The organism is Amycolatopsis acidiphila (genome assembly GCF_021391495.1).
GTDB classification, from domain to species: domain Bacteria; phylum Actinomycetota; class Actinomycetes; order Mycobacteriales; family Pseudonocardiaceae; genus Amycolatopsis_E; species Amycolatopsis_E acidiphila.
Genome location: NZ_CP090063.1, coordinates 2,639,063 through 2,663,808, shown reverse-complemented (window position 1 = coordinate 2,663,808; position 24,746 = coordinate 2,639,063). Strand labels below are relative to the sequence as shown.

The window sequence follows — 24,746 nt, the reverse complement described above, 5'->3', positions numbered from 1 at the left end:
AACGGGCGATCGGACGAGTGCAGTCCGGGGCACGGCGCGCAGGAGGTCACCTGGCCGCCGTGTTCGCCTCCGACGCCGGGCCCACCGGCGGGAGGGCGCCGACCTGGGCCGGGCTGAGCCGCTTCCGCGCACCTACCCGGGCCTATGCCGACGGTCGTCGCCCAGCTGGTGATCGGCGTGCCGAGGTCTATGGCCGTCAGGGCATCGTGATGGGGTCATCCACGCGCACCGTGCCGGACCGGATGACCTCCGCGTACGCGCCGGCGCAAGGCTTCGCGCCCTCGAAGCCGGGAACTTCGATCCGGTTACCCTTCATCACCGTCCGCACCGCGTCCGGGTCGCGCGGCAGCGCACCATGGGCAAGCGAAGGGACGGCACATCGCGGAGTGGGGATGGTCACCCGCAGGCGCGCCCCGGCGTCGTCGCCGATCTGTATTTCCCTTCCCAGCCAAGAGTTCTCGACGAACGCGGCAGTGCCCGGAGGGGTGTCGACGATCAGGTTCGGCCGGTAGCGGACAGATTCCGTTCCCAGGTGGCGCAGGGTCGCGGTGGTGATCAAATGGACGGGCGAGTGGTCCACGAAACTGCAACCCGGGCTGCCCTGACCGATCTCCAAGGTCTGCGCCGACACCACCGCGGTCACGCCATGGTCGAGTACGTCTTCCGGCGCGGGCCGTTCCACCGAGGCGCCGTCGGGCCGGATTCCGGACACCGTGATCGAGCGACCCAGCACCGCAGACAGGCGGGGGGCGACAGCCGGTGCGTCAGCCGGCAGTTTCGTTCCGTCCGGGAACGTGATGAACACCCGGTCCTCGGTCATCGCCGCGAACTCCAGAAGCATGCGCCACAGCCGAGGATGCTTCGCGGTGGCGACGAACCCGGTGAAGGTGTCGATCACGGCGAGCGCTCGGTCGCCATCAACGCCACCGGAGTCGACTCGGAGCTCCGCCATTTCCTCGCCGAGCGTCGACTTCACCGGATACCGCCACAGGGCGACAACGCGCATGTGCTCCTCCTCGTGATGTCGTTGGCCAGTCGTGCGCCTGCCCCGCGCCGTGAACGTGGTCGCGCCCGACTCCGCCGACGACGGGGAGCGGCACTTGCCGTCGTTCTCGCACGGATGTCCAATGGCATTTACGTCACTTTACCGTGATGGGCGGGTGTGAACATGGGTGAATTGCCGTCCGCTCCCGGGGAAGAGGCGTCGCCGGCGCTGGCGCTGGTGAACTCGCGGCGCTCGAGTCCAAGCGGCGACGTCGATGATCTGGCCTCGCCGGACCAGGTGAAAGGTTGGCTGGCCGCACGTGGGCTGCCAGTGGTCGAGGGCACCGTGACACGCTCAGACGTCGCAACGCTGGATTCCCTGCGAGCTTCCGCGCGTGAGATCCTCACGGCACTGCCCGACGCCCGCACGCCCGTTCCGGACGCGGTCACGTCCGTCAACCTCCGGGCGGCGTCCGCACCAGGGGCCGTCCAGCTGACCTGGCACGAAGGCGAACGACCCTGCCGATCTTGGCGGTCAGCCGCCCAGGGCAGGTTCGATGCCGCTGCCGCGGCCATCGCCGCTGACACGATCCGGCTCGCCACCGGGACACGAGCCGCCCTGGTTCGCCGCTGTGCGGCCCACGGGTGTGTGCGAGTCTTCCTCCGCACGCACGCTCGCCGTCGGTGGTGCTCCAACATCTGTGGCGACCGGGTCCGCGCCAGGCGCCACTACCACCGCCACCAGAGTCCCCATTGACGATCGGCTTCGAGCCGGTGGACTGCCCGCGCTCGTGCCGGGACGCCGGCGCCAACAGCATGTGGCCGCGGCGCAGCTCACGATGAACAGTTCGACGCCCTCAAGGATGTGAGCCAGGTCGAGGGCTTTGTCCTGATCGCCGTTCGTGGCCGCCGAGCTTGCCGCCAGGGCAACCACAGCCTCGATCAGGGACACGTCAGCGTGCTCGATAGGGAGAAAAGTACCGATCGCTGTCTTCCGCCATCGGCACAGTGTGCCGCAACAGGCGCGTATCCCCTTCTCCCGCGCGGTAGCTACCTGCGGCGGCGCTAGCACTCAGGCGCGAAGACGCCACGCCCGCCTGATGACACTCGGCGCCATGAGGGCGGCACGGGTGACGAACAGGAACAGCAACCCGCAGACGACAAGCACCCCGACCGATTGAAGCTCGCCCGGGCTCTGGAGCCCGACGTTCAGCCCAAGCAGATGGGAGACAGTAAGGACCGTCGCCCCAATGGCTCCGAACGCTCCCCAGAACCAGCCCGGCAGGCCGGCGACGAAGAACACGAATCCCGACTGGCGCCCCTTGGCCGCGAGACGGTAGGACGCCAGTGCGCAGAGGACGCATATCAGGACATAGCCTTGCGTCACCGTGTCCCACGTCATCGGGAGAAGCGCCTGCCCCAAAGTCGTCGGCTGCTGGTCGGGAGCAGTGTTCCAGTTCGCCACAAAGCGCGACACCACGTTGCCGACAACGAAAGCGAAGGCCAACCAGAATCCCTGCACCAACACCATGACCACAGTGGTCACGATCGAGTACCACAGTTGTCCCTGTGGCCGCTGCAACTGACGCCCCAGCCAACCCGCAGTCGCCCCACCGGCACGCACGGCCTTGCGCAAGGCTTCAGCCCATGACGTGACCGCCTTGAAGAGCAGGTAAAGGCCCATCACCACGACGCCTGCGGGGCCGAATGGGGTCAGGGCCAAGTGAAGCAAACCTTGAACCACCTGGTCGAAGTCGGGAATCTCGGGCACGCCAGGAAGGTCGCAGCGGCTGTCGTGGTGTTACACGGTGGCACCGCAACGTCGTGGCACCCTCGAGCACCGCGAGCGCCCGATGGCGGAATCAACAGGGTGCACCGAGCCGCCAGGATGGAACGCCTCTGCCAGCCTTGACCTGCCCCGCCATTCTCGGCATGATTTCGGGACCGTCAGCACCGTCGGCGAGCGACGATCGCCAGATCTTCCTTGCCCAGCTGGAAGAAATGGTAGAGCGACACCCGGGAAGCCCGCGCTCGTGCCCGCGTATCCGTAAGTTTGGAACAGCGCGCCGAAAGGCCGGTATAGTGCTTCGCTAACCAAACTTCGAGGAGTGGGCATGGCAGCGAGCGCACCGAGACCGGGCAAGCCGGTCCGGGGTTCCGAAACAGGCCGACCGATCATGGCCGCACTCGACCTTCTCGGCCGGCGCTGGAGCATGCGCATCCTGTGGGAGCTGAGCCAGGCGCCCGCAGGCTTCCGCGACCTGCAGCGCCGATGCGAGAACATGTCCTCCAGCGTGCTCAGCGTCCGGCTCAACGAACTGACCGGCACGCAACTCGTCTCGATCGACGACGAGGGCTACCAGCTCACCGAGCCCGGGCGCCAGCTGGTCGACGCGATCGCTCCCCTGGAGGCGTGGAGCGTGCGGTGGGCCGGGGCACTCGGCAAGAACTCCCGCCGCCCGCGTGACTCCAGCGTGAGCTGACCGCGACATCGTTCCACCGCCCGGCGCCCACTTTCCGTTGCACCCAGCGGCCCCTGCGCGAAGCGACCCGTCCGCGAGGAGGTCGTCGATGCGCAAGCAGGCACGGTAGCCGTCCAAGCCGGTCACCGTGACCCGGGTACCCGACCGGCGGATCCATCGCACTGACCCTGGCCGCCGCGCGCCCGGATCTGGTCTCGGGCCTCCTCCTCGCCGACGCCACCCACTGCTGCGGGCACGCCTGGGACCCCGACCCGGTCGTCAGCTCGCTTCCGTCGCTCGCAGCGTGAGCGCCTGTCCGTCCTGAGTGGACGCCGCCACCAGCACGGTGATCGACTCGGACGCCAGAGCGAGTCCCCGGCGCACCTCGGCGAGACTGGTCGCGCTCTCGGTGATCACCGGGCCGGTCAGTCCGTAGCGCAGGGTGCGCACGGGCCCGCTGGAAGCCAATCCTGCCACCGACGCCGTGACGGCGGCCGCGTCGTCGGTGTTGATCAGCATGACGGCGGTCGTGCCCGGCCGCGTCGAACCGAACGCCAGTACCGAGGACAACGGCGAGTCCAGCGCGGTGATCCGCGCTCCGGGCCGGGTGAGCTCCGAGGTCAGCACGTAGCCCCAGAAGGCCGGCATCGGTGTGTTCGGCGGCGGCTCCCGCAGTCCGGTCTCGTTCACGGGCGTCCCTTCCGGGTGCGCCGCGGACAGCGGCGGGGTGAAGGTGATGCCGCTGCTCGAAGCGGGCTCCCCCGTCGCGTGCGAGCGGGTCAGTGGTCCGGACAACGTGACGCCGGTGCCTTCGGTCATCACTTGGTCGCCGCCGGCGTGGCGCCGCCGTACGGGTGCGGTCAGCCGGAGGCCGGACCCGGCATCCCGCGCCGCGCTGCCGGCAGGATGTGGCTGCCGGAGTGCCCGGTCCAGGGTGATCCCGGTGCCGAGGTCGCGGGCCGCGGTGCCCGCGGCGTGGGCGAACCGCTGCGGAGTCGTGAGGTAGAGGGTGCCGTCGGTGCCGACGGCCCGCACCGTCACCCGCTCCGTCGCGGCACCTGTGCCGAGCTGAATGGCGTGGCCGAGGGTGATATTCGCGGACTGGGCGAGGCGGACCGAGCCGTCCCCTGCCCGGGTGCCGGTCGCGACGGTGGTCGGGGCCGCGGCGGCGGTACCGACGGCCACGATGACGCCGCTCTCCCCCCGCACGCCGTCCCCGACGGTCATGAGATCTCCGACATAGTGGGCGACGCCGGTGTTGGTGTTGGCGGTCTCGGCGACATACACGGTCTTCTCGCCGGGCGAGACGGGCGCGACCGTGGTCGTTGCGAGGCTCGAGGACGTGCCGACCGAGGCCACGGTGACGGTTTCGGCGTCCGCGCCGCTGCCCACCACGACCTGCGCGCCAGGGGCGAGCGAGATCGGCATGAACACCGGGATGCTCTGCCCGCCCATCCCCTCGCCGACGATGTAGAGGGTGCGGTCGCCCGGTGCGGCCGGCGCGGCCAGCGCCGCGGCCCCGGCGCCGGTGCCGACCGTCTTGACCGTGCCGCGTTCGGCGGTGGCCTCACTGCCGATGGTGATCTCGGTGCCCGGGGCGAACGGGACCACAGCACCGACGTGAATCGTTCTACTGCCGGCGGCCGCGGGCGCGGACAACACGGTGCCGCCGCCGATCGCGGTGATCTTCCGCGACTCCTGACCTGCTCCGCTGCCGATCGTGAACCGGTGGCCGTAGTGGAAACCGTCGGTGGACGTCACCCGTAGCTGCCGATCGCCCGCGCGGGCGGGAGCGCTCAGGGTCGTCGCGCTCGGGCCGGGGCTTCCGGTGCCGTCGGACAGGAAGCCGAAGTCCCCGTTCATGTCGTCCGTGTTGTGCACCTGCCACCAGAGGAACGAATGCGCGCCGTGGGACAGGAACGTCAGCGCGGTGGCCGCCGCGTACAGCGCCGCCACGGGCTGAGCGTTGTACACGATCTCCGACTGCGAGATGTTGGACTCGCTCACGAAGACCGGCGCGCGGGAGCCCGATTCGGCGATGACCCCGGCGAGGTAGCGCATCGCGCCCGGGATCCGCCGGACCGTCTCGAAGATCTGCGCGTTGGACAGGACCGGCACGCCGAAGACCGGGTACCAGTGGAAATCGATCCAATCCACCTGGTCCCGGTTGGCCGACAACACCGTGCGGTTCCACCGGTCGGGGTCGGGCACCCAGGTGCCGGTCCCCGCCGCGACATCCCGGTCGATCGTCATCGGGAACCCGACGCGGGCGGAGCGATCGGCGCGATGGATCGCCTCGAAGTACTCCCGCGCGTGCTGCGCGTAGGACTGCGGGGTGTGCGAGTCGGGATGCTCGTCGATCTCCCACGGCCCGTATCCCTCGTTGCCGAGGACCCACAGGGCCGTCCGGCTGTCCCAGCCGGGACGCCGCACCGCGTCGGCAGCCCAGTCGGCCGCCACAGCCGGTCCCAGCGCCGTCTGCCCGTAGTTCACCGTGATCAGCGGCGCGGCGCCGACCTGCTGGTCCAGCTGCACGAACAGGGGCCAGGTGAACGGACCATCGGTCCGCCAGTCGAACCCGTCGGCGTTCCCGCCACCCGGATAGCGGATCAGCCCGATGCCCGCCTGCCGCAGCAGTCCGGGGATCTCGGCGTCGGTCATCCGGCGGTCGTACCCGGTCGCGTTCACGCCCAGCGACTGCGCGGTGGTGAGCGGTCCGGGGGGTGCGGGGCGCGCCGGCGCCGCGGAGGCCACGGGGGCCCCGCCGACGAGCGCCGCCGCGCCCGTCGCGCCCGTCAGCAGGACGAAGGACCGGCGGCTCACCGCGGGCCCAGCCCCGGGTCCGGGGAAGATCTGTCGCTCGCTGTTCACGGCTCTCCTTCGGCCGGCAGCCCGAAGGGCAGTCCGGCGCATTGCGGCATGACAACGTTGTCAACGCACGCGTCGAGCGAACGCGGAGAAAGCGCTTCCACGGAACGTGCGACGGCACCGGGTCGGGGTGTTCCTCCGATGCCGCAACAGAAATTAACCGACACCTCACCGCCGGTCAAGAACAGGGGCCGGAGCGAAAACTTTCGAACGAAGTCCACATTGGACCGTACTGGCCGACTTCCGCCCCGGATCGGAACATTTATCCGATTCGAGGCAGTGTCAGCCGTACGCGGCCAGTGCGACGTCCTGCCAGCGAACCCACGGATCGGGTACTCGGCCCGGCAGTGGCCGACCCGGTTCGGCCTGGTGGCCGCGGGCCTGGGCATCGCCGTCGTACCCGGGCTCGCGGCCGACACGGTGCCGGCGGACGTGGTGTGGCTGCCGGTACGTGATCCGGCGGCTTGGGCTACCCGCGAGGTGCGGGCGCTCAGCAGGGAGTCTCCCTCCCACGCCGCCCGGGCCTTCCTGCACGCCCTGCGGGAGCAGGCCGACAGCCGGCCCGCCGCCCGCCTGCCCGCGAGCGGCCTCGGCAAAGCCGCGATGCCCTGACGGTGAGCCGGTCCCTGACCACCGCCCCGGCGCTCGCCGTCAGCAACGGTGTCTGCTCGAAGCGGACGTCGGTGACGGGCGGCGCGTCCGGGCCGGGCAGCACCAGGGCCACGTCGGCCTCGTCAGCGAGCAGCAGCCGGTAGCCCTGGTCCTGGACGAACACCTGAGCATCGTGCAGTGGGCGGCTCCGGCATGCGTGGACCGACCACGAGGACCTGCTGGTCGCCGAGGGGCTCGGCGTCTGCCTGATGCCGAGGGTCGTGCCGCTGCCCATGGCCGGGCCGGACGCGCTGCGCGACGTGGCGCCGACCGTCGGCGCAGATGAACTTCGTTGCCGTGCCACGGAAGCTACGACGCGACCTCGGTGATGATCTCTGCCACCCGCTCGGGACGCGCCAGGTACGCCGAATGCCCGGTGTCGATTTCGAGGACCTGCTGGGCGCGCGCGCTGAGCCGGCGCTGCACCCCGACGGCGGTCGCGCGGTCGCGGGTGCAGACCACATAGGTGGAAGGGATTTCCTTCCACGCCACGGCATCCGGCGCCTGCTGGGTGAACATCGGCCGCATCGGCCGCAGGTGTCGCGCCGCCTCGGACGGGTCGGGGCAGTCGTGGAAGAGCACGAGCATCGCGCGGTCGGGCCGGAACGCCAGCATCCCGTCCTCGGTCAGCTCGCAGTCCTGTTCGGGCCTGATGTTGGCTTCGGCGGGATCCTCCGGGGCGAACGCGGCCAGTGTCTCGCCGAGATCGGCGTTGTAGGCGGCCAAGTACAGCAGGTTGCGCACGGCCGGGTGGCCGGCGGCCGCTTCCGTGGCCGGGATGCCCCCGTAGGAATGGGCGACCAGCGTGACGTCGGCGTGCTCGTCGAGCACCCGCCGGATCGCGGCGGCGTCCGCGTGCATGTCGGCGTGCTCGGGGCCGCAGCTGGGCAGGTCCACGGTCACCGCCGGCATCGCCAGGTGCGGGACGACCGCATGCCAGTGCCACGGGCTGTGCCAGGCACCGTGCACCAGGACCACCGTCACCGGAACCGCCTCCTCGTATCGCCCGGGCGATGCGACGCGCTGGAATTCGTGGTGGAACGAGGTTAGCGGACGAATCTCTTCGCAGCCGTTGGTTTTCGGCCCGAGGCCACGATCGCCCGTCGTTCAGCGAGACACCCGCTCGGCAGCGTCCGCTGGGCCGGCGCTCGCCGAGCGGACGGCGTCGAAGGCGAGGGCTCCGCTTTCGACGCGCTCGCGCAGTACGAACTTCTGGATCTTGCCGCTGGGCGTGGCCGGCATCTGGTCGACGAACGCCCAGTAGACCGGCGTCTTGTGGGGCGCGATCTCCGCCCGCAGGTAGTCGGTCAGCTCCTCCACCGAAGGACGTTCGACACCCTCGCGCAACGTCACGACCGCGCCGATCTGCTCCCCCCACCTGGCGTCGGGCACCCCGATCACCGCCGCGTACTCGATCGCGGGGTGGTCGCCGAGCGCGCCCTCGATCTCGGCGGGGTAGATGTTCAGGCCACCGCGGATGATCATGTCCTTCATCCGGCCGCGGATACTGATGAACCCCCGCTCGTCCATCGAGCCGAGATCGCCCATGTGCAGCCAGCCGTCCGCGTCGATCGTCGACGTGGTCTCGGTCTCCATCCGGTAGTAGCCCAGCATGTTCTGGTAGCCACGGCAGCAGATCTCCCCGGTCTCGTGCAGCGCGACCGGCTCTCCGGTGACCTCGTCGGCGATCTTGACCTCCAGCTGCGGCAACGGCCGGCCGACCGTCTCCGCCTGGTCCTCCGGCGAGTCGGTCACCCTGGTCTGACTGACGACCCCGTGCGTCTCGGTCTGTCCGAAAAGGATGCTGAACTGGCAGTTCAGCAGCTTCTGCGTCTTCCGCACGAGCGACGCCGGCACCGAGGCCGCCCCGCTGAGGATCGTCTGCACACTCGTCAGGTCGCGCCGGGCGCGATCCGGGTGGTCGAGCATCGCGATCAGCATCGTCGGGACGACCAGGGTGTGGGTGCCGCGGTAGGTCTCGAGCGCCTCCAACAGCAACCCGGCCTCGAAGCCGGGCAGGATCACGAACGTGCCGCGCTTGGCCCAGGCCCCGAACGAGGTCACCGCACCGCCACCGATGTGGTACATCGGCATCGCGTTGACGTACACCCCACCGTCGCTCATGCCCGCCCGCTCGGCGACGTGCCGGGCTTCGTTCACCAGTCCTTTGTGGTGCAGCATGGCACCCTTGGGAAAGCCGGTCGTCCCGGATGTGTACTGGATCTGGATCACGTCGTCGGGCCCCACCTCCGGGAGCACCAGACCCGGATCCCCGCGGTCGAGGAAAGCGTCCCACTCCTCGAAGGTCACGACCTCGCGCAGCGCGGGCGTCTCCGGGCGAATGTCCTCGATCATGCCTCGCATGTCGAACCCCCGGTAGCGCTCCGGACAGAACAGCCCGACGGCTCCGGACTGCCTGAGCACGAAGCCCATCTCCCGGGCGCGGTAGGCGGGGTTGAGCGCCACCAGCACCATCCCGGCCATGGCGATCCCGTGCTGCAGCACGATCCAGTTCGCGCTGTTCGGAGCCCAGACGGCGATGCGGTCGCCACGCGAGAACGTGGTCAGCAACGCCCGCGCGACACGCTCCGCGTCCGCCGCGAGCTCGGCATAGGTCCAGGCTTTCCGGGCCCCGGCGTCCTGCACGCAGTCGACCAGCGCCGGCCGGTCCGGCACCGTCGCGGCAGCGTGCCGAAGCGTCTCGCAGACCGTGACGTCGTGCACGTCCCCCGGCTCGGCAGGCCAGTAGGACGTGTCCAGGACCCGGACGTCGGCCATCTCGCTACTCCCTTGTATCGATGTGACTCGAGTCACCGAAGAGTACAATCTTCGGTCCAACCTTGCAAAAGGTCTGGCCGAAAATAATTTGACGTGAGTATGGTTCGAGTTGCACTGGATGTAAAGTCTCGCTCACCCACGTCGATCCGGAGGTCCCATGCCCGCGCACCCGCCCCTCGTTCGCGACTATCCCGGCTCCGGCGTCGTCATCGCCGGGGGTACGTCGGGCGTGGGACTGGCGAGCGCCCTCGGGTTCGCGGCCGCCGGGGTCCGCCGTATCGCCCTTCTCGCGAGGAACACCGAACGCGGCAAGGCCGCTCGCGAGCGGGTCCTGCAGCAGTGCCCGGAGGCCGAGGTGGTGTTCATCCCGACCGATGCGGACGACATCGACCACGTGAACGCCTCCGTCGCCGAGGCGCGGCGCAGCCTCGGCACGATCGACGTGCTGGTCAACTCGATGACCAGCAGCTACCGGCCCGAGCTGCTGCACCGGACCCCGCAGGACGAGGTCTGCGCGATCCTGACCCGCCAGGCGCTGCCCCCGATGAACCTGACCCGCGCCGTGCTGCCGCTGCTGCAGGAACAGGGCGGCGGCAGCATCATCAACCTCGCCTCCGACGCGGCCAAGGTGCCGACGCCAGGCGAAGCCGTACTGGGCGCCGCCATGGCGGCCATCGTCATGTTCTCGCGCGTCACCGCCATCGAGGCCAAGCGCGACGGAGTGCGGGTCAACGCCGTGACGCCGTCGCTGATCGCCGGCACCCCGACCGCCGAGAACGTCCTGCGCGACGGCTTCAGCAAGGCGCTGTTCGAAAAGGCGGCGCGCCAGGCGCACCTGGGAGTCGCCGAGCCGGAGGACCTCGCCTCGGTGATCGTGTTCCTCGGCGGTCCCGGGTCCGCCAAGCTGACCGGGCAGGTCATCAGCGTCAACGGCGGCATCTCCGCGGGCTGAGCCCAGCCATCACGAGGTGCCCCCGATAGCCTGCTCGACGTGCCGAGTACCGACCCGCCGACCGACCACCAGGAGGCGCAGATGCCGACCCCCGGCGCGCTCGAAACGTCGCCGCGCGAGTCCGTCGACAGCACCCTGACACATGGCAGCGCCCGGTCGTTGCTGATCACCATCCTCGGTGAACTGGTGTGGCCCACCGGGCAGCCCGTGTGGACCTCGACCCTGGTGTACGTGCTGAAGGGGCTGGGCATCGAGGAGCAGACGGCCCGGCAGGCGATCGCGCGAGCGTCCGCGTCCGGCTGGATCACCCCGGAACGCCAGGGACGCGAGGTGCGGTGGACGCTCACGGACAAGCTGGTGCACATCTTCGAGACCGGCTCCCGCCGCGTCTACTCGCTGAGCGACCCGTTCACCGGCTGGGACGGCACCTGGCTGGCGCTGTGGACGATCATCCCCCAGTCGCTCCGCCGCTCCCGCAGGCCGCTGTACGCCGGCCTCACCTGGGCCGGCTTCGGCAACCCGGTGCCGGGGCTGTGGCTGACGCCCCACGTCGAGCGTTCCGACGAGGTCGGCCGGCTCCTGGAGACGCTCGGGCTCAAGCAGTACACCTTCGCCTTCACCGGCAACGTCGGTGCCATCGGCATCCCGCAGGAGGAGATCGTCGAGCGGGGCTGGGACCTGGCCACCCTGCGGTCCCGTTACGAGCAGGTGTGGGAGGCGATGGACGCCCTGCACCCGGCGGATGCCAACGAGACCCTCTTCGCGCACATCCGGGTGATCAGTGAGTGGCAGGAGTTCCCGCGGGCGGACCCGCAGCTGCCCGAGGCCATCCTGCCGGACTGGGTCGGCCGCCGGGTGGCCCGGCGGATCGAGGCACTGCGGGCGCAGTGGACGCCGGTCGTGCGGCGGCGCTTCGCCGAGATCAACACACCGTGACCCGCCCCGGAATACGAGGTGCTTGAATGGACGCGGCTACTTCGCGTGACAACCGGCAGGACTTCCACCCCGGCGGTCCCGAGGCCTTGTTCGGCGTCGGCGGCCTGAGCGCCGACGGGGACGAATGCCGGGGGTTCATGACCAATGGCCCCTGGTCGAGCGGGCCGGGCGAGGCCTCGGCGGTGGGCGTGCTGGCGGACAACGTGCTCGGCTACGCGCTGATCGGGTCGGCGCCCGCCGGCTGGTGGTCGGTGAGCACCGAGATCTCGCTCGATTTCCTCAGCCCGCTGCCGGCCGACGGCACGCGGCTGTCCGCCCAGGCCCGTGTCGTGCACGCATCCGGGCGGACCGGGCTGGCGGAGGGCTCGGTCCTCGCGTCGGACGGCGAACTGGTCGCTCGATGCCGTCAGTGGGGGCGGTTCATCGAGCGGGCCCCTGCCGGACAGTCCGATGAAAGCGCTTTCGCGGGTCCTTGCCGGTCGGTCGGCGAACTCGGCGAGACCGTCCGCGAGAGGACGTCGGCCGTGGACGGCCGCGCCCGGCTCTCGATCCCCATCGAGGACGATCTGGTCAACCCGTTGCGGACGCTGCACGGCGGGATCACGCTCTGGCTGACCGGACTACTGGCCGGCCTGGCGGTCGACTCGGTGGCCGGCGGCCTGACCCCGGCTTCGCTGACCGTCAGCTACCTGCGGCCGCTCGTGGGCGGCGATGTCGGCACGTTCCACGCCGACGTCGCCAGCCACGGCCGCCGGCTGGCCGTGACGCAGGTGACGGGGCTCAACCAGGCGGGAAAGCTCTGCGTCGTCGCTTCGGCGCACCACCACGGCGAGCGCTGACGCTCCCGAGCGTCCACAGTGGATGGCAGGCACGCCGTCGGCGCGTCCGGATACAGACGTCAGTGAACCCAAGCACGTCCTGTTGCCGTCCTCTCCACTCCCGATGTTTTACGTTTCTTGTGATTGGATTACGCACGGCGTAGAGTATCGACAGAATCGACGAGAGGAACCATCCGCGATGACCGACGCGTCTTCCGCAGCCATGGCGAAACTGGTCGAGGTGGCGCGCGATCCCCGCGTCTACATCGAGCAGTGGCGGTCCGGGCACGCCGGCCGTCCGGTACTGGCGATCCTTCCGATGAACTTCCCGCGCGAGCTGGCGCACGCCGCGGGCGCGCTGCCGGTGATCGTCCAGGACGACCAGCAGCCGATCACGGAGGGCCGCGCGCTGCTGGCGGAGTTCTACTGCGGTTACACCCGCAACCTGGCCGACCAGGTGGCCACCGGGCGCTTCGACGTGTACGACGGGGTCTTCCAGGCCGACCACTGCATCCAGCTGATCGGCTCGGCCGACATCGTGCGCTCGCTGAAACCGGACACGACGGTGTTCCTCGGCATGCTCAACACGTCCATGAACGACCCCTGGGCGCCCCGGCAGGTCTCGGCGATGATGCGGCGGATCCGGGCGGAGATCGAGGCGTTCACCGGGAACCCGGTCGAGCTCGGCACCCTCCGCGACAGCATCGGCGCGTACAACCGGGACCGCGCGCTGATCCGGCGGCTGCTCGACGAGCGCGCCACCGGGAATGCCGCGTTCGGCCCCGTCGAACTCCAGGACATCATCACCTCGAGCATGGTGATGGACCCGGTCGAACACCACGCGCTGCTCACCGACGTCCTGCTGGAGCCACGCAGGTCCGAGCGGGACGACAGGGTGCGGGTGCACCTGTCGGGGCACCTGTGCCACGCGCCGCGCCGGGAACTGCTCGAGGTCATCGAGGACAGTGGCGCGGCAGTCGTCGACGACGACCTCTACCACGGCCGCCGCTACGTCTCCACGGACGTCGCGGAGACCGGTGACCCCGTCGAGGCCCTTGGCGAGTGGTACGCGCGGCGCAACGTCACCATCCCCTGCCCCACACGGGTTCAGCAGGACGTCGACTGGGACGGCTACCTCGTGGACGCCGTCCGCGTCAGTGCTGCCGAAGCGGTCATCCACCTGGTACCGAAGTTCTGCGAACCGCACATGCTCTACTACCCCGAACTGCGCAAACGCCTTGACGCGGCGGGAATCCCGCAGCTTCAGATCGAGACCGAGCACGAAGGCATCCCCCTCGAATCCTTCCGCACGCGGATCGAGACGCTGGTGGAGCGCGCTCGCCGCCGCCGGCCCGTGCACGTCTGAACCCCGACCGACAGGAGACGAGTCGAAATGCTGGAAACGATCGAAAAGCCTGCCGAGGACAAGAGCAACAGGCTCGGGATCACCCGCGTCGGCGGCCGGCTGATCTCCGAGTACTGGGAGGACCTCTTCACCGCCCGCGAGCGGGGAAAGAAGATCGTCTGGTACAACGGCGGCGCGCTCAACCCGATGTTCCAGGCGGCCGGGCTCGCGTGGTGCCACGGCGAGGCTTTCGCGGCGCGGCTGGCCGCCCAGCGCGTGGAGGGCCCGGCGCAGCTGGCCGGGGCCGAGTACGGCTACAACGCCGAGCTCTGCTCCTACTCGCGGACCCACCTGGGGTGTTCCGTGCTCACCCTGCAGGGCACCGAGGGCGACCAGACGGGTGTCGTCGGCGCGCACGACCAGGAAGTGCTGGCCGCGAAGCTGCCCGCGCCGGACTTCTTCGTCAACAACTACGCCGGCTGCAGCACCGGACAGCAGTGGGACGGCATCTCCTACCGGGTCTTCGGCAAGAAGCTGCCCATCTTCAACATCTCGCACCCCTTCCTCTGGGGAAACCGGCCCGACGCCGGGTATCTCCGGGGCGAGGAGTGGGAGGACGCGTCGAAGTTCGTCGCCGAGCAGCTGCGCAACCTCATCGAGTTCCTCGAGCAGCAGACCGGACGCCCGTTCGACCACGACGCGCTCTGCGAGAGCATGACCCACATCAAACGCGCGGCGGAGCTGCGCCGTGAAGGTCTGGCCCTGTGCAAGGCAAAACCCGCGCCCGCCACGTTCTGGGACTGGATCGCGAGCGTCGCGCCCATCAACTTCCTGCCCGGGAACCAGGAGCTGGTGGACTACTTCGCGGCCGTGCGCGACGAGATCTCCGACCGGATCGACAACGGGGTCTCCGCGGTCAAGGACGAGAAGTACCGGCTGTACTTCGACGGCATCATGAACTGGAACAAGCTCGGCTTCCTGTCCCGCAAGTTCGCCGAGCACGGCGTGGCGGTGCTGGCCGGGCGCTACATCCAGAACGCGTTCTGGCAGGAACCGCACCTGATCGACACCTCCGACCCGATTCTGGGCATGGCGCAGCACTACCTGCTGTGCCCCACGAACCACGGCGCCAAGACGCTGGAGTACCTGACCTTGCGCGACTGCGAGGAGTACGGCCTCGACGGCCTCGTGTTCCACTCCACGCGCACCTGCCGCGCCTTCACCGGGCCGCAGCGCCTGCTCGCCAAGGCGGCACAGGACAAGCTGGGCATCCCGTCCATCTTCTTCGAAGGCGACGTCGCGGACGCGTCGTTCTACAAGGACGGCATCCTGGAGAGCCGGCTGGTGGCCATGCTCGAGGCGATCGACGTCCGCCGGGAGCGCGGAGCCCTGCCCGACGGGTTCAGCGCGATCGCATGACCGGCCACTACCTGGGCGTCGACCTGGGGTCGACCACCGCCAAGGCCGCCGTCGTGGACGGGCGGGGCGACCTGGTCGCGACCAGTGTCGTGCAGATGGGGGCGGTGAGCCGTCAGGGCATGCAGAAGGCCATCGACCTCGCGCTCGCGGAGGCCGGGATCGCCGAGGGCGACGTGTCGGGGACGGTGTCGACCGGGTACGGCCGCAAGCTGGTGCCCGGCACGCACCGGATGTTCACCGAGATCACCTGTCACGCCCGCGGCACGGCGGCGATGTGCCCCGGGGTGCGGCTGGTCGTCGACATCGGCGGACAGGACAGCAAGGCGATCGTTGTCGACGAGAGCGGCCTGGTGGACGACTTCGCGATGAACGACCGGTGTGCCAGTGGCACCGGCCGGTTCTACGAGGTGCTGGCCAGGGCTCTGGAGTGCGACATCGAGACCCTGGGCGGGCTCGCGCTGCGCGGCAGCCCGGACCTCGAGGTCAGCGGGATGTGCGCGACCTTCGCCGAGACCGAGATCGTCTCCATGCTGGCGCAGGGGCTTCCCACGCCGGACATCGCGGCCTCGGTGCACCGCGCGATCGCGGGCCGGACGCTGGCGCTGGTGGCGCAGGTCGGCCGGCGGGCACCGGTCGTCATGACCGGCGGGGTGGCGCAGAACCCCGCCGCGGTGCGGTTCCTGGCGCGGGCCCTCGGCCTCGAGGTCCAGGTGCCCGCACATCCGCAGATCACCGGCGCGTACGGGGCCGCTCTGCTGGCCCTGGAGTCGTCCGGGCGTACGACGCCGCCGGCTCCGCCCGGCCACGACGCGGACACCGACGTCCAGCTGTTCCCGCACGCCCACTCCGGCGCCGGCCATTCGTGCGCCGGCTGCGACGGAACCGCGGGCGGTGCCGTTCACCTCGGGGCGTCGATCGCCGTTCGCCGCGGCTGACCGGACTCCACGAAGGGGTAGGCGGCCTCCCTCCTAAGGGGTAAATCCACCTTCCCCGCACCGTCACCGGCGGCGGCACCCTTGATAACGCTCGTTCACGCCCCTAGATTCGGGGAGGCGGGCGCACCAAGGGTGCCGCTGCCCTTGTTCTTCTCGACGTGGAAAGGACCCCGGGTCATCATGGACGACTTCACCGACATCACGTACAAGGCCGACAACGGCCTCGCGTGGATCACGATCAACCGGCCGGAGCGGTACAACTCCTTCCGCGCGCGCACCGTCGACGAACTGGTGAAGGCGTTCAAGAAGGCGTGGAACAGCGACGAGGTCGGCGTCATCTGCCTGACCGGCGCCGGAGAGAAGGCCTTCTGCACGGGCGGCGACCAGAAGCAGCGCGCGGAGACCGGCGACTACGGCCCGTCGGACTCCGGCCTCTTCGAGATCGACGCGCTGCACCACGTCATCCGCGACGTGCCCAAGCCGGTGATCGCCGCGGTCAACGGCTTCGCCATCGGCGGCGGCCACGTGCTGCACGTGCTGTGCGACCTCACCATCGCCGCGGACACCGCGAAGTTCGGCCAGAACGGGCCGCGCGTCGGTTCGTTCGACGCCGGCTTCGGCACCGGCTACCTCGCCCGCGTCCTCGGCGAGAAGCGCGCTCGCGAGGTGTGGTTCCTCTGCCGCCGCTACACCGCGGCCCAGATGGAGAACTGGGGCCTGGTCAACAAGGTCGTCCCGGCCGCCGACCTGCACGCCGAGGTGCGCGCCTGGGCCGACGAGATCCTGGCCCTGTCCCCCACCGCGCTCAAGGTGCTCAAGCAGTCGTTCAACACCGACACCGAGCAGTTCGCGGCCGTCGGCCAGATGGCGTACTCCTACCTCAAGACCTTCGGCGAGTCCGCGGAGGCCAACGAGGGCATCACGGCCTTCAACGAGAAGCGCACCCCCGACTTCTCCGCCTTCCGCGGCAACTGATAACGGTCGTTCACGATGCGATTCAGCGAGGAACAGCGACGGTTCGCCGCCGCGGTGCGCGAGTTCTGCGACAGCGAGTGCCGGACGCTCGCCCAGCGGGACGCGCTCACCGACGGCGGCAGCCTCGCCAACAGCCCGGAGATCCTGCGCAAGCTCGCCGCGCTCGGCTGGCTCGGCGTGTCGATCCCGGAGGAGTACGGCGGAGCCGGGGCGGGCATGGTCGACGAGTGCCTGTTCCTCGAGGAGACCTCCCGCGGCCTGGCCCCGATCACGGCGTACTCCACCGGCCTGACCGCCGCGCAGACGTACCTGCGCTACGGCACGGAGGAACAGAAGAAGGACATCCTCGGCGGCCTCTGCGCCGGCGAGGTGGAGGCCATCGCGCTGTCCGAGCCCGGCGCGGGATCGGACCTGGGCTCGGTGCGGATCAGGGCGGTGCTCGACGGCGACCACTACGTCGTCGACGGCCAGAAGACCTGGACCTCGGCCGCGCACATCGCCAAGCACCTCCTGCTGCTGGCCCGCACCGACTCCACCGGCGACAAGCATCAGGGCCTGACGCTGCTGATCGTGCCGACCGACGTGCCCGGGCTGGAGATCCGCGGCATCGAGACGATGGAACCGCGCACGGTCAACGACCTGTTCTTCACCAGCGTGCGGATCCCGGTCGCGAACGTCGTCGGCGAGGCCGGGCAGGCGTGGAAGCACCTGATGCGCGGGCTGTCCGTCGAGCGGCTCATCATCGCGACGATGTCGCTGGGTGCCGCGGAGCGGTCGCTGGACGACGTGCTCGCGTACGTGCAGGAGCGGGAGCAGTTCGGCCGGACGATCGGCAGCTTCCAGGCGATCCGGCACCGGATCGCCGACCTGGCAACGGAGATCGCCTACGCGAAGGCGTTCGTCTACGACGTCGCGGCGCGGATCGACGCCGGTGAGGAGGACCAACTGGCCCGGGAGGGGTCGATGGCGAAGCTCAAGTGCACCGAGATCGCCAAGCACACCGCGCTGGAGGCGATGCAGATGATGGGCGGCTACGGCTACGCACGCGAGTACGGCATGGAAGGCCAGGTGCGCAAGGCCCTGGCGCCGCCGATCTACGGCGGCACCAACGAGATCCAGCGCGAGATCATCAGCAAGAGCTTCGGGCTGTAGAGAGGGACACCGGATGGCATCGACGAGGAAGTCCGTGTTCGCCGCGGACCTGCTGGCGGGCAAGCGCATCCTGATCACCGGCGGCGGCACGGGGCTGGGCCGCGGGGTCGCGCGGCACCTGGCCGACCACGGGGCGCAGGTGCATCTGTGGGGCCGTCGGGAGACGGTGCTCGCGGAGGCCGCGGCCGAGGCGGGCAAGCCCGGCACCGTGCACTTCCAGACCGTGGACGTGCGTGATGCAGACCTGGTCGACGCGGCGATGGCGGAGATCTGGGCCGGGCACGGCCCGCTCACCGGCGTGATCAACAACGCCGCGGCCAACTTCATCGCGCCGACGAAGACGCTGAGCGCACGCGGGTTCGAGGCGGTGAGCTCGACGGTGATGAACGGGTCGTTCAACACCACCCACGCGGCCGGGCGCCGCTGGATCGAGCAGGGCCTGCCGGGCGTGGTGCTGTCGACGCTGACCACCTGGGTGTGGAGCGGTTCGGCGTTCGTGGTGCCCTCGGCGATGGCGAAGGCCGCGGTGCACGCGATGACGATGTCGCTGGCGGTGGAGTGGGCGAAGTACGGCATCCGGCTCAACGCGCTGGCGCCGGGGCCGATCCCCACGGACTACGCGTGGGAGATGCTCAACCCGACGGACAAGAGCGCGGTGGGCGCGACGCAGGCGGACCAGGTGCCGATGGGCCGGATGGGCACGATCGAGGAGCTGGCGAACCTGACGATCTTCCTGCTGTCCGACGCGTGCGACTACCTGACCGGCGAGACGATCGCCATGGACGGCGGCCAGCGCCTGGCGGGCCCGGGCACGTTCGCCGGGCTAACGTCACTGTCCGATGAGGACTGGGCGGAGATCAGGGAACGCAGCAAGGCCGCGAGCGCGGCGGCGAAGGCGCAGCGCAACGTCTGAGCACAGCGAAAGGGGCCGCCTCAGGTCGAGGCGGCCCCTTTCGCTGTGAGCGTCCGCGTCACGACGCGGCTTGCTCCGCCGCTGTCAGGAAGGCCTTCACCAGAGCGGCGTCGGCGTAGTACTCGTCGCCCACACCCCGCACCGCGCGGCGGCGGCCGTATTCGTAGAGCACCGCCAGCTTCCACAGGGCCAGCGCGGTGTACCAGTCCAAACCGGACAGATCGCGGCCCGTCGCCGACGCGTATCGCGCGGCCAGCTCGGCCCGGGTGGGGTAGCCCTCCTCCAGCGCCGCCACGGCCAGGTCCTCCGTCGGCGTCCGGGACTCCCCGGCCACCGGCCAGGACGACAGGAAGTAGCCGACGTCGAAGAGCGGGTCACCCAGCGTCGCGAGCTCCCAGTCCAGCACGGCGATGATCCGCCCGGGCGAGTCCGGGCCGACGATGACGTTCCCCAGCCGGTAGTCGTTGTGCACGACCGTCGCACCCGCCTCGGCGGGCACGTGCGCGGCCAGCCACGCGTCGATCTCCGCGAACTCGGCCGGGGGGCGGCCCTCCTCGTCGGCGATCAGCCGGCCCATGCGGCGGAAGTGCCGCGCGTTGAAGCCTTCCGGGCGGCCCATCCCGGCGAGCCCGCGCGCCCGCCAGTCCACCGCGTGCAGCTCGGCGAGTATGTCCACAAGGGACTCGCCGATCCGGCGCCGGTCCCCCGGCGTGCTCAGCGTGTCCGGCGTCCGCGACGTGATCACCGGGCCCTCGACGTAGCTCATCACGTAGAACGGCACGTCGATCACCTCGCCGGCCTGCGCGACCGCGAGCACCTCGGCCACCGGAACCGAGGTCCCCGCCAGCGCGCCGATCAGCTTCGCCTCGCGCAGCACGTCGTGCGCGCCCGGTGGGACGGGCGGGGGCGGCGGCCGGCGCACGACCACCTGGCGCTGCCCGTCGCCCACCAGGAACGTCAGGTTCGAATGCCCGTCCCCGATGCGCCGGGTGGTCACGGGCCCGGCGCAGATCCCGTGCGCGGCGAGGAACCGCGCCAGCCCGTCGCGCTGTTCGTCGTTCCAGTCCCAGGTCATGATCCGCTCTCGATCAGGTGCTGCAGGTACTGCCCCGGCCAGTGCGTCTCGAACTGCCCGGCACCCTCGGCACCGTCGATCGTGGCCCGGCAGGCGGCCTCGGTGATCACCGTGCCCATCGGGTCCTTCGTGGGCAGCTTGACCGCGCCGAAGGACTCCATCACCAGCCGCGTCGTCCCGCCGGTGATGTCCACGACGTCGGCCTCAAGCCGCCGCTGCACCATGCCGTCGTCGTACTCGGCCTTGTGCTCGATGTGCGACACCGGGATGGTCACGCCGTCCTTGACGACGTACCCGGCGAAACCCCATTCGCCGCGGGCGATCCAGATCCAGCCGTTCACCACCCGGCCGGACTCGGTGTAGGCGATGAACCACTTCCAGTGGTGCGGCACGCCCCAGTCGCGCACCCCCCACGAGTGGTCCCGGTGCCCCTTGCGGTCCAACGTGATGCGCCGTCCGCCGACCTCCAGGAAGCCCGTCACGTGGCCGGTCTGCTCGAGCCGGTTGGCCGCGAACCACGACGGCAGGCCGTCGGGGTTGCACTTGTAGCTGAACGCGTCGTGCAGCGCGGTGAAGTCGAACTGCAGGCTCACCTCGTCGCTGGTGTAGCCGACCTGCGCGGTGCGGCGCAGCTCCGGCTGCTTGACCGTCAGGCCCTCGAACTCGAAGTTGTCCAGGTCGACGTCGTCGCCGACCGTGCCCTGCGCCAGCTTCAACGCCACCGGCTCGGCACCCGGGCCCCACACCGACACGTTGTAGCCGGTCCTGCCGCGGTCGGTCAGGTACAGGTAGACCTGCATGCCGAGCTGCTCGTCCGGCATGATCAGCTCCCAGAACAGGCTGTCGCGCATCCGGCCGCCCGGCTCGGGCCGGTGCCGGAGGTCGTCGTTCGGCCCGAACCCGGGGTCGATGTCTCCCAGCGTCACCATGTCCCTCACCTTCCCGTGAATTCCGGCGCGCGCTTGTCCTTGAACGCCGCCAGCGCCTCGGTCATGTCCGCGCAGCGGGTCAGCAGTGCCTGCCCGCGGTTCTCCAGCTCCAGTGCGCCCGCGTAGGAGGCGACCTCCTGGTTGCGCTGCAGCGCCCGCTTGGACATCCGCACGCCGCCGGGCGAGTTCCCGGCGATCTGCCGTGCCGTCGCCAGCGCCTCGCCCAGCAGGTCCGGCGCGGGCACCACCCGGTTCACCAGTCCGATCCGTTCCGCCTCCTCGGCGGCGACGACCCGTGCGGTGTAGGCGATCTCGGCCGCGCGTCCCGGCCCGACCAGCCGGGTCAGCTGCCAGGACGTGCCCAGCTCTCCTGCCGAGAGGCCCACCTTGACGAACGCCGCGCTGAACTTCGCGCTCTGCGCCGCCAGCCGGAGGTCGGCGGCCAGCGCGAGCGCCATCCCGCCGCCGACCGCGGCGCCGTGCACCGCGGCGATCACCGGGAACGGCAGCGCGCGGATCGCGGCCAGGCCCCCGGTGGCCAGCTCCTGGAAGTGCAGGAACTCCCGCACGCCCATGCGGGTGATCACGTCGATCTCGTCGAGGTCGAAGCCGGCGCAGAAGGCCCGCTCCCCCGCGCCGGTCAGGATGAGCGCCCGCGCCTTGCTGTCGCGCATCGCACGGGCGGCGACGAGGAACTCGCCGAACATCACGACGGTCTGCGAGTTCATCCGCTCCGGCCGGTTGATCCGCAGCAGCAGGATCCCGTCCTCGGGTTCCTCGATGCGCAACGTGCTCAGCTCCGGCACGTCGAAGTCGATCATGGTTTCCTCTCAGCGGCCGGTGAAGTCGGGCGCGCGCTTTTCCTTGAAGGCGGCCAGCGCCTCGGGCATGTCCGCGCCGCGGGTGAGCAGTGCCTGGCCGCGGTTCTCCAGCTCCAGTGCCGCGGCGTAGGAGGTGATCTCCATGTTCGCCTGCAGCGCCCGCTTCGACAGCTGCACGCCGCCCGGTGAGTTGGCACAGATGAGCGAGGCCATCGCGAGCGCCTCCTCCAGCAACCGCTCCCCCGGCACGACCTTGTTCACCAGCCCGGTGCGCTCCGCCTCCTCCGCGAACACGAACCGGCCGGTGTAGGCGATCTCCGAAGCCAGGGCGGGACCGATGATGCGCGGCAGCAGCCAGGACGCGCCGAGGTCGCCCGCCGACAGTCCGATGCGGACGAACGCGGCATTGAACTTCGCGGTCTGCGAAGCCAGCCTGATGTCGGCGGCGAGCGCGAGCGACAGCCCGCCGCCGGCCGCGGCGCCGTTGACCGCCGCGATCACCGGGATCCGCAGCGACCGCAGCGCGGACAGGCTGCGCGCGGCGTGCTCCTGGCGCTCCAGCATCCCGAGCGCGGTCAGCCCGGCCAGCTCGTCGGCGTCGTCGAGGTCGTAGCCCGCGCAGAACGCCTTGCCGGCGCCGGTGAGGACCAGCACCCGCACGTCGTCGTCATCGCCGAGGGCGAACGCCAGCCGCTCGAGCTCGGCGAACATCGTCACCGTCATCGAGTTGAGGCTCTCCGGCCGGTTCAGGGTCGCCACGACGACGCCCCGCACCGGCTCCGCCAGCTCGATCGTCTCCAGCTTCAGCTCCACCATCAGCTCATCCCCGCCACGATCGCCACTGTCGCTTCCTCCGCCTCGTCGGGTTTGAGCCCCCACGGCACGCTCACCAGGTTGAGGTGGTCGTAGTCGCGCGCGTGCACCGCGACCCGCTCCTTCAGCTCGCCGGGACGGCACGCCACGCCGACCGCGTCGAGCGCCTCGTCGGGCACGGCGGCGGTCATCGCGTCGCCGTCCCCGGTGCGCGCGGCCTCGCGGATCTTCGCCTGGGCAGCGGACCAGCCGTGCAGCGCGAACAGCCGGTCGTACACCCGGGAGGCCGCGTACTGGGCGACGGCGAAGGCCAGCCGCCGTCGTGCGGCGTCCGCATCGGCGTCGACCGCGCACATCAGGATGCCCATCAGCTTGACGTCGCCCGGTTCCCGGCCCGAGTCCGCCAGCCCGGCCGCCAGGCCGGGCCGCACGACCTCGTCGAGGTAGGCCGGGGTGAACATCGGGTGCCCGACGAGCCCGTCCGCGACCCGGCCCGCGGCGCGGATCATCCGCGGGTTGACGCCCGCGGTCCAGATCGGCAGGTACTCCTGGACGGGCGGCGGGGTGTCGGAGGTCGGCCGCAGCCGGACGCGGTAGAAGCGGCCCTCGTGCTCGACCGGGCCTTCGTGCAGGCGCCACAGCTTGCGCAGCACGGTGACCAGCTCCTCCATCCGGGCGGCCGGGGCCTCGCCGCTGACGCCGTGCCAGTCCGCCATCATCCGCGGCGTGCCGTTGCCCAGGCCGAGGGTCAGCCGCCCGCCGGAGAGCTCGTCGAGGTCGCGGGCCTCGGCCGCCCACACCAGCGGGGTGCGCCCGACGCCGTAGGCGATGTTCGTGCCGAGCCGGACGCGGCTGGTGGCCTGCGACAGCACCGCCAGCGGCACGGTCGCCGACCGGTTGTACAGCTCGCCGGTCCACACCGCGTCGAACCCCGCTTCCTCGGCTCTCGCCGCGAGCTCTGCCATCCGGCGGAACCGTTCGGGTCCCGAACCCGAGCTGAAGACGGTCAGTCCGTACATCCCTCTCCCTCCACGGCGATCACACCCGATCGCTGCCGACCTTGTACGCGTGCCGAGCGTCGCCGGGGTCCGGCTGAACTTCGGCGCCGGGGCGGCCGGCGGAACCACCTCGGTACTCACGGCTCACGCGAAGTTCGCCGGCCGCTTCTCGAGGAACGCGGTGATCCCTTCACGGGCCTCGCCGGACTCGAACAGCTCCTGCTCCTGCTCGACCTCGTACCGGAAACCCTGCTCCAGCGGAAGGTCGAAGGCCGCGTCGACGGTGCGGATCACCGCCTGCTGCGCCGGCAGCGACAGCCCGGCCAGCTCCTGCGCCAGTTCCAGCGCCGCCTTCTCCGCCGTCCCGGCCGGCACCAGGCGGTCGATCAGCCCGATGGCGTGCGCCTCCTCGGCCGGGACCTGGCGCGCGGTGAGCATGATGTCCAGCGCCCGGCCGCGCCCGACGAGCCGGGGCAGCCGTTGCGTCCCGCCCGCGCCCGGGATCAGGCCGAGCTTGACCTCGGGCAGCCCGAACCTCGCCGACGCCGAGCCGACCCGGAGCGTGCACGCCATGGCCAGCTCCAGCCCGCCGCCCAGGGCGAGGCCGTCCACCGCGGCGATGGTGATCCGGTCCGGCGCGGCCAGCCGGTCGAGCACACCGCGCAGCCGGTCGCCGTACTCGGTGAACGACTTCGCGTCGATCGAGGACATGTGCTTGATGTCGGCGCCCGCCGCGAAGAAGCCCGGGACCTCCGACGACACGACCACGACCTTCGCGCCGGCTGCCTCGTCGAGCGCGGCGTGCAGCCCCTCGATGATGGGCAGCCCCAATGCGTTGGCGGGCGGGCGCTTCAGTGTGCAGACCTCGATACCGGCCCCGGCGGAGCGGCGGACGACCACGGTGTCGCTCATGATGAACCTT

General features: G+C 70.4%; 23 protein-coding genes. 12 read left to right on the top strand and 11 right to left on the bottom strand.

The features are described from left to right. Positions 1-196: 196 nt before the first annotated feature. On the bottom strand, positions 197-1,006 hold the full coding sequence (locus LWP59_RS12935; RefSeq protein WP_144633378.1) for an MOSC domain-containing protein: 810 nt from the start codon (positions 1,004-1,006) through the stop codon (positions 197-199). A 162-nt stretch (positions 1,007-1,168) separates the two neighbouring features. Between LWP59_RS12935 and LWP59_RS12930 the strand changes: the two genes are divergently transcribed. Continuing rightward, positions 1,169-1,741, top strand: a complete 573-nt coding sequence (locus LWP59_RS12930) for a CGNR zinc finger domain-containing protein (protein ID WP_229858000.1) — start codon at positions 1,169-1,171, stop codon at positions 1,739-1,741. A gap of 315 nt (positions 1,742-2,056) precedes the next feature. On the opposite strand, the gene LWP59_RS12925 is transcribed toward LWP59_RS12930, so the two are convergent. Next, positions 2,057-2,755, bottom strand: a complete 699-nt coding sequence (locus tag LWP59_RS12925) for a hypothetical protein (RefSeq protein WP_144633375.1) — start codon at positions 2,753-2,755, stop codon at positions 2,057-2,059. A 343-nt stretch (positions 2,756-3,098) separates the two neighbouring features. Here LWP59_RS12925 and LWP59_RS12920 point away from each other — a divergent pair, with 343 nt between their 5' ends. After that, complete coding sequence (locus tag LWP59_RS12920; protein ID WP_144633373.1) at positions 3,099-3,467, top strand: winged helix-turn-helix transcriptional regulator; 369 nt, start codon at positions 3,099-3,101, stop codon at positions 3,465-3,467. Between the two features lie 258 nt (positions 3,468-3,725). Here LWP59_RS12920 and LWP59_RS12915 read toward each other — a convergent pair whose 3' ends face one another. Continuing rightward, positions 3,726-6,317 carry a hypothetical protein gene (locus LWP59_RS12915; protein WP_144633371.1) on the bottom strand — a complete coding sequence of 864 codons (2,592 nt, stop codon included), beginning with the start codon at positions 6,315-6,317 and terminating at the stop codon, positions 3,726-3,728. A gap of 276 nt (positions 6,318-6,593) precedes the next feature. Here LWP59_RS12915 and LWP59_RS12910 point away from each other — a divergent pair, with 276 nt between their 5' ends. Further along, complete coding sequence (locus LWP59_RS12910) at positions 6,594-6,926, top strand: LysR substrate-binding domain-containing protein (protein ID WP_229857998.1); 333 nt, start codon at positions 6,594-6,596, stop codon at positions 6,924-6,926. 348 nt (positions 6,927-7,274) lie between these two features. Here the strand turns inward: LWP59_RS12910 and LWP59_RS12905 are convergent, their stop codons facing one another. Both LWP59_RS12905 and LWP59_RS12900 read right to left on the bottom strand, forming a co-directional pair. Beyond that, positions 7,275-7,949, bottom strand: coding sequence for an alpha/beta hydrolase (locus LWP59_RS12905; RefSeq protein WP_186383043.1), 675 nt, complete (start codon positions 7,947-7,949; stop codon positions 7,275-7,277). A 123-nt stretch (positions 7,950-8,072) separates the two neighbouring features. Continuing rightward, positions 8,073-9,743 carry an AMP-binding protein gene (locus tag LWP59_RS12900; protein WP_144633363.1) on the bottom strand — a complete coding sequence of 557 codons (1,671 nt, stop codon included), beginning with the start codon at positions 9,741-9,743 and terminating at the stop codon, positions 8,073-8,075. Between the two features lie 157 nt (positions 9,744-9,900). Here LWP59_RS12900 and LWP59_RS12895 point away from each other — a divergent pair, with 157 nt between their 5' ends. The 9 genes from LWP59_RS12895 (at position 9,901) to LWP59_RS12855 (ending at position 19,188) form a co-directional block, all read left to right on the top strand. Further along, positions 9,901-10,695 carry an SDR family NAD(P)-dependent oxidoreductase gene (locus LWP59_RS12895; protein WP_144633360.1) on the top strand — a complete coding sequence of 265 codons (795 nt, stop codon included), beginning with the start codon at positions 9,901-9,903 and terminating at the stop codon, positions 10,693-10,695. A 39-nt stretch (positions 10,696-10,734) separates the two neighbouring features. Continuing rightward, complete coding sequence (locus tag LWP59_RS12890) at positions 10,735-11,631, top strand: PaaX family transcriptional regulator (protein ID WP_222425411.1); 897 nt, start codon at positions 10,735-10,737, stop codon at positions 11,629-11,631. Between the two features lie 26 nt (positions 11,632-11,657). Then, entirely contained in the window at positions 11,658-12,470 is an 813-nt protein-coding gene (locus tag LWP59_RS12885; RefSeq protein WP_144633357.1) for a PaaI family thioesterase, read from the top strand. A gap of 178 nt (positions 12,471-12,648) precedes the next feature. After that, positions 12,649-13,815, top strand: a complete 1,167-nt coding sequence (locus LWP59_RS12880) for a 2-hydroxyacyl-CoA dehydratase subunit D (protein ID WP_144633354.1) — start codon at positions 12,649-12,651, stop codon at positions 13,813-13,815. 27 nt (positions 13,816-13,842) lie between these two features. Beyond that, positions 13,843-15,213 (top strand): 2-hydroxyacyl-CoA dehydratase subunit D, encoded by a 1,371-nt coding sequence (locus LWP59_RS12875; RefSeq protein ID WP_144633351.1) that lies wholly within the window; start codon positions 13,843-13,845, stop codon positions 15,211-15,213. After that, a complete protein-coding gene (locus LWP59_RS12870) occupies positions 15,210-16,148 on the top strand; it encodes an acyl-CoA dehydratase activase (RefSeq protein ID WP_144633348.1) in 939 nt (312 codons plus the stop codon). Before LWP59_RS12875 ends, LWP59_RS12870 begins: the two co-directional genes overlap by 4 nt. A gap of 180 nt (positions 16,149-16,328) precedes the next feature. Next, entirely contained in the window at positions 16,329-17,123 is a 795-nt protein-coding gene (locus tag LWP59_RS12865; protein ID WP_144633345.1) for an enoyl-CoA hydratase-related protein, read from the top strand. A gap of 15 nt (positions 17,124-17,138) precedes the next feature. Continuing rightward, positions 17,139-18,275 carry an acyl-CoA dehydrogenase family protein gene (locus LWP59_RS12860; RefSeq protein WP_144633342.1) on the top strand — a complete coding sequence of 379 codons (1,137 nt, stop codon included), beginning with the start codon at positions 17,139-17,141 and terminating at the stop codon, positions 18,273-18,275. A gap of 13 nt (positions 18,276-18,288) precedes the next feature. Continuing rightward, positions 18,289-19,188, top strand: coding sequence for an SDR family oxidoreductase (locus LWP59_RS12855; protein WP_144633339.1), 900 nt, complete (start codon positions 18,289-18,291; stop codon positions 19,186-19,188). Positions 19,189-19,246: 58 nt separating this feature from the next. Here LWP59_RS12855 and LWP59_RS12850 read toward each other — a convergent pair whose 3' ends face one another. The 6 genes from LWP59_RS12850 to LWP59_RS12825 form a co-directional block, all read right to left on the bottom strand. Beyond that, positions 19,247-20,263: a phosphotransferase family protein gene (locus LWP59_RS12850; RefSeq protein ID WP_144633336.1), complete on the bottom strand. Its 1,017-nt coding sequence runs from the start codon at positions 20,261-20,263 to the stop codon at positions 19,247-19,249. Continuing rightward, a complete protein-coding gene (locus tag LWP59_RS12845) occupies positions 20,260-21,192 on the bottom strand; it encodes a DUF7064 domain-containing protein (protein WP_144633333.1) in 933 nt (310 codons plus the stop codon). Before LWP59_RS12845 ends, LWP59_RS12850 begins: the two co-directional genes overlap by 4 nt. Before the next feature lie 5 nt (positions 21,193-21,197). Further along, the gene (locus LWP59_RS12840) at positions 21,198-22,013 is read right to left on the bottom strand and encodes an enoyl-CoA hydratase/isomerase family protein (RefSeq protein ID WP_144633330.1); all 816 of its coding nucleotides are present in this window, start codon (positions 22,011-22,013) and stop codon (positions 21,198-21,200) included. 9 nt (positions 22,014-22,022) lie between these two features. Continuing rightward, positions 22,023-22,829, bottom strand: coding sequence for an enoyl-CoA hydratase/isomerase family protein (locus LWP59_RS12835; RefSeq protein WP_144633327.1), 807 nt, complete (start codon positions 22,827-22,829; stop codon positions 22,023-22,025). After that, a complete protein-coding gene (locus LWP59_RS12830; RefSeq protein ID WP_144633324.1) occupies positions 22,829-23,845 on the bottom strand; it encodes an LLM class flavin-dependent oxidoreductase in 1,017 nt (338 codons plus the stop codon). The genes LWP59_RS12835 and LWP59_RS12830 overlap by 1 nt, the downstream gene beginning before the upstream one ends. 123 nt (positions 23,846-23,968) lie before the next feature. After that, positions 23,969-24,736 (bottom strand): enoyl-CoA hydratase/isomerase family protein, encoded by a 768-nt coding sequence (locus tag LWP59_RS12825; RefSeq protein ID WP_144633321.1) that lies wholly within the window; start codon positions 24,734-24,736, stop codon positions 23,969-23,971. Positions 24,737-24,746: the final 10 nt, after the last annotated feature.

What these genes read in the sequence shown, in the direction of transcription:
- LWP59_RS12935 (WP_144633378.1), bottom strand. Translation starts at nt 1,006, where the DNA reads ATGCGCGTTGTCGCCCTGTGGCGGTATCCGGTGAAGTCGACGCTCGGC.
- LWP59_RS12930 (WP_229858000.1), top strand. Translation starts at nt 1,169, where the DNA reads ATGGGTGAATTGCCGTCCGCTCCCGGGGAAGAGGCGTCGCCGGCGCTG.
- LWP59_RS12920 (WP_144633373.1), top strand. Translation starts at nt 3,099, where the DNA reads ATGGCAGCGAGCGCACCGAGACCGGGCAAGCCGGTCCGGGGTTCCGAA.
- LWP59_RS12900 (WP_144633363.1), bottom strand. Translation starts at nt 9,743, where the DNA reads ATGGCCGACGTCCGGGTCCTGGACACGTCCTACTGGCCTGCCGAGCCG.
- LWP59_RS12895 (WP_144633360.1), top strand. Translation starts at nt 9,901, where the DNA reads ATGCCCGCGCACCCGCCCCTCGTTCGCGACTATCCCGGCTCCGGCGTC.
- LWP59_RS12885 (WP_144633357.1), top strand. Translation starts at nt 11,658, where the DNA reads ATGGACGCGGCTACTTCGCGTGACAACCGGCAGGACTTCCACCCCGGC.
- LWP59_RS12880 (WP_144633354.1), top strand. Translation starts at nt 12,649, where the DNA reads ATGACCGACGCGTCTTCCGCAGCCATGGCGAAACTGGTCGAGGTGGCG.
- LWP59_RS12875 (WP_144633351.1), top strand. Translation starts at nt 13,843, where the DNA reads ATGCTGGAAACGATCGAAAAGCCTGCCGAGGACAAGAGCAACAGGCTC.
- LWP59_RS12870 (WP_144633348.1), top strand. Translation starts at nt 15,210, where the DNA reads ATGACCGGCCACTACCTGGGCGTCGACCTGGGGTCGACCACCGCCAAG.
- LWP59_RS12865 (WP_144633345.1), top strand. Translation starts at nt 16,329, where the DNA reads ATGGACGACTTCACCGACATCACGTACAAGGCCGACAACGGCCTCGCG.
- LWP59_RS12860 (WP_144633342.1), top strand. Translation starts at nt 17,139, where the DNA reads ATGCGATTCAGCGAGGAACAGCGACGGTTCGCCGCCGCGGTGCGCGAG.
- LWP59_RS12855 (WP_144633339.1), top strand. Translation starts at nt 18,289, where the DNA reads ATGGCATCGACGAGGAAGTCCGTGTTCGCCGCGGACCTGCTGGCGGGC.
- LWP59_RS12850 (WP_144633336.1), bottom strand. Translation starts at nt 20,263, where the DNA reads ATGACCTGGGACTGGAACGACGAACAGCGCGACGGGCTGGCGCGGTTC.
- LWP59_RS12845 (WP_144633333.1), bottom strand. Translation starts at nt 21,192, where the DNA reads ATGGTGACGCTGGGAGACATCGACCCCGGGTTCGGGCCGAACGACGAC.
- LWP59_RS12840 (WP_144633330.1), bottom strand. Translation starts at nt 22,013, where the DNA reads ATGATCGACTTCGACGTGCCGGAGCTGAGCACGTTGCGCATCGAGGAA.
- LWP59_RS12835 (WP_144633327.1), bottom strand. Translation starts at nt 22,829, where the DNA reads ATGGTGGAGCTGAAGCTGGAGACGATCGAGCTGGCGGAGCCGGTGCGG.
- LWP59_RS12830 (WP_144633324.1), bottom strand. Translation starts at nt 23,845, where the DNA reads ATGTACGGACTGACCGTCTTCAGCTCGGGTTCGGGACCCGAACGGTTC.
- LWP59_RS12825 (WP_144633321.1), bottom strand. Translation starts at nt 24,736, where the DNA reads ATGAGCGACACCGTGGTCGTCCGCCGCTCCGCCGGGGCCGGTATCGAG.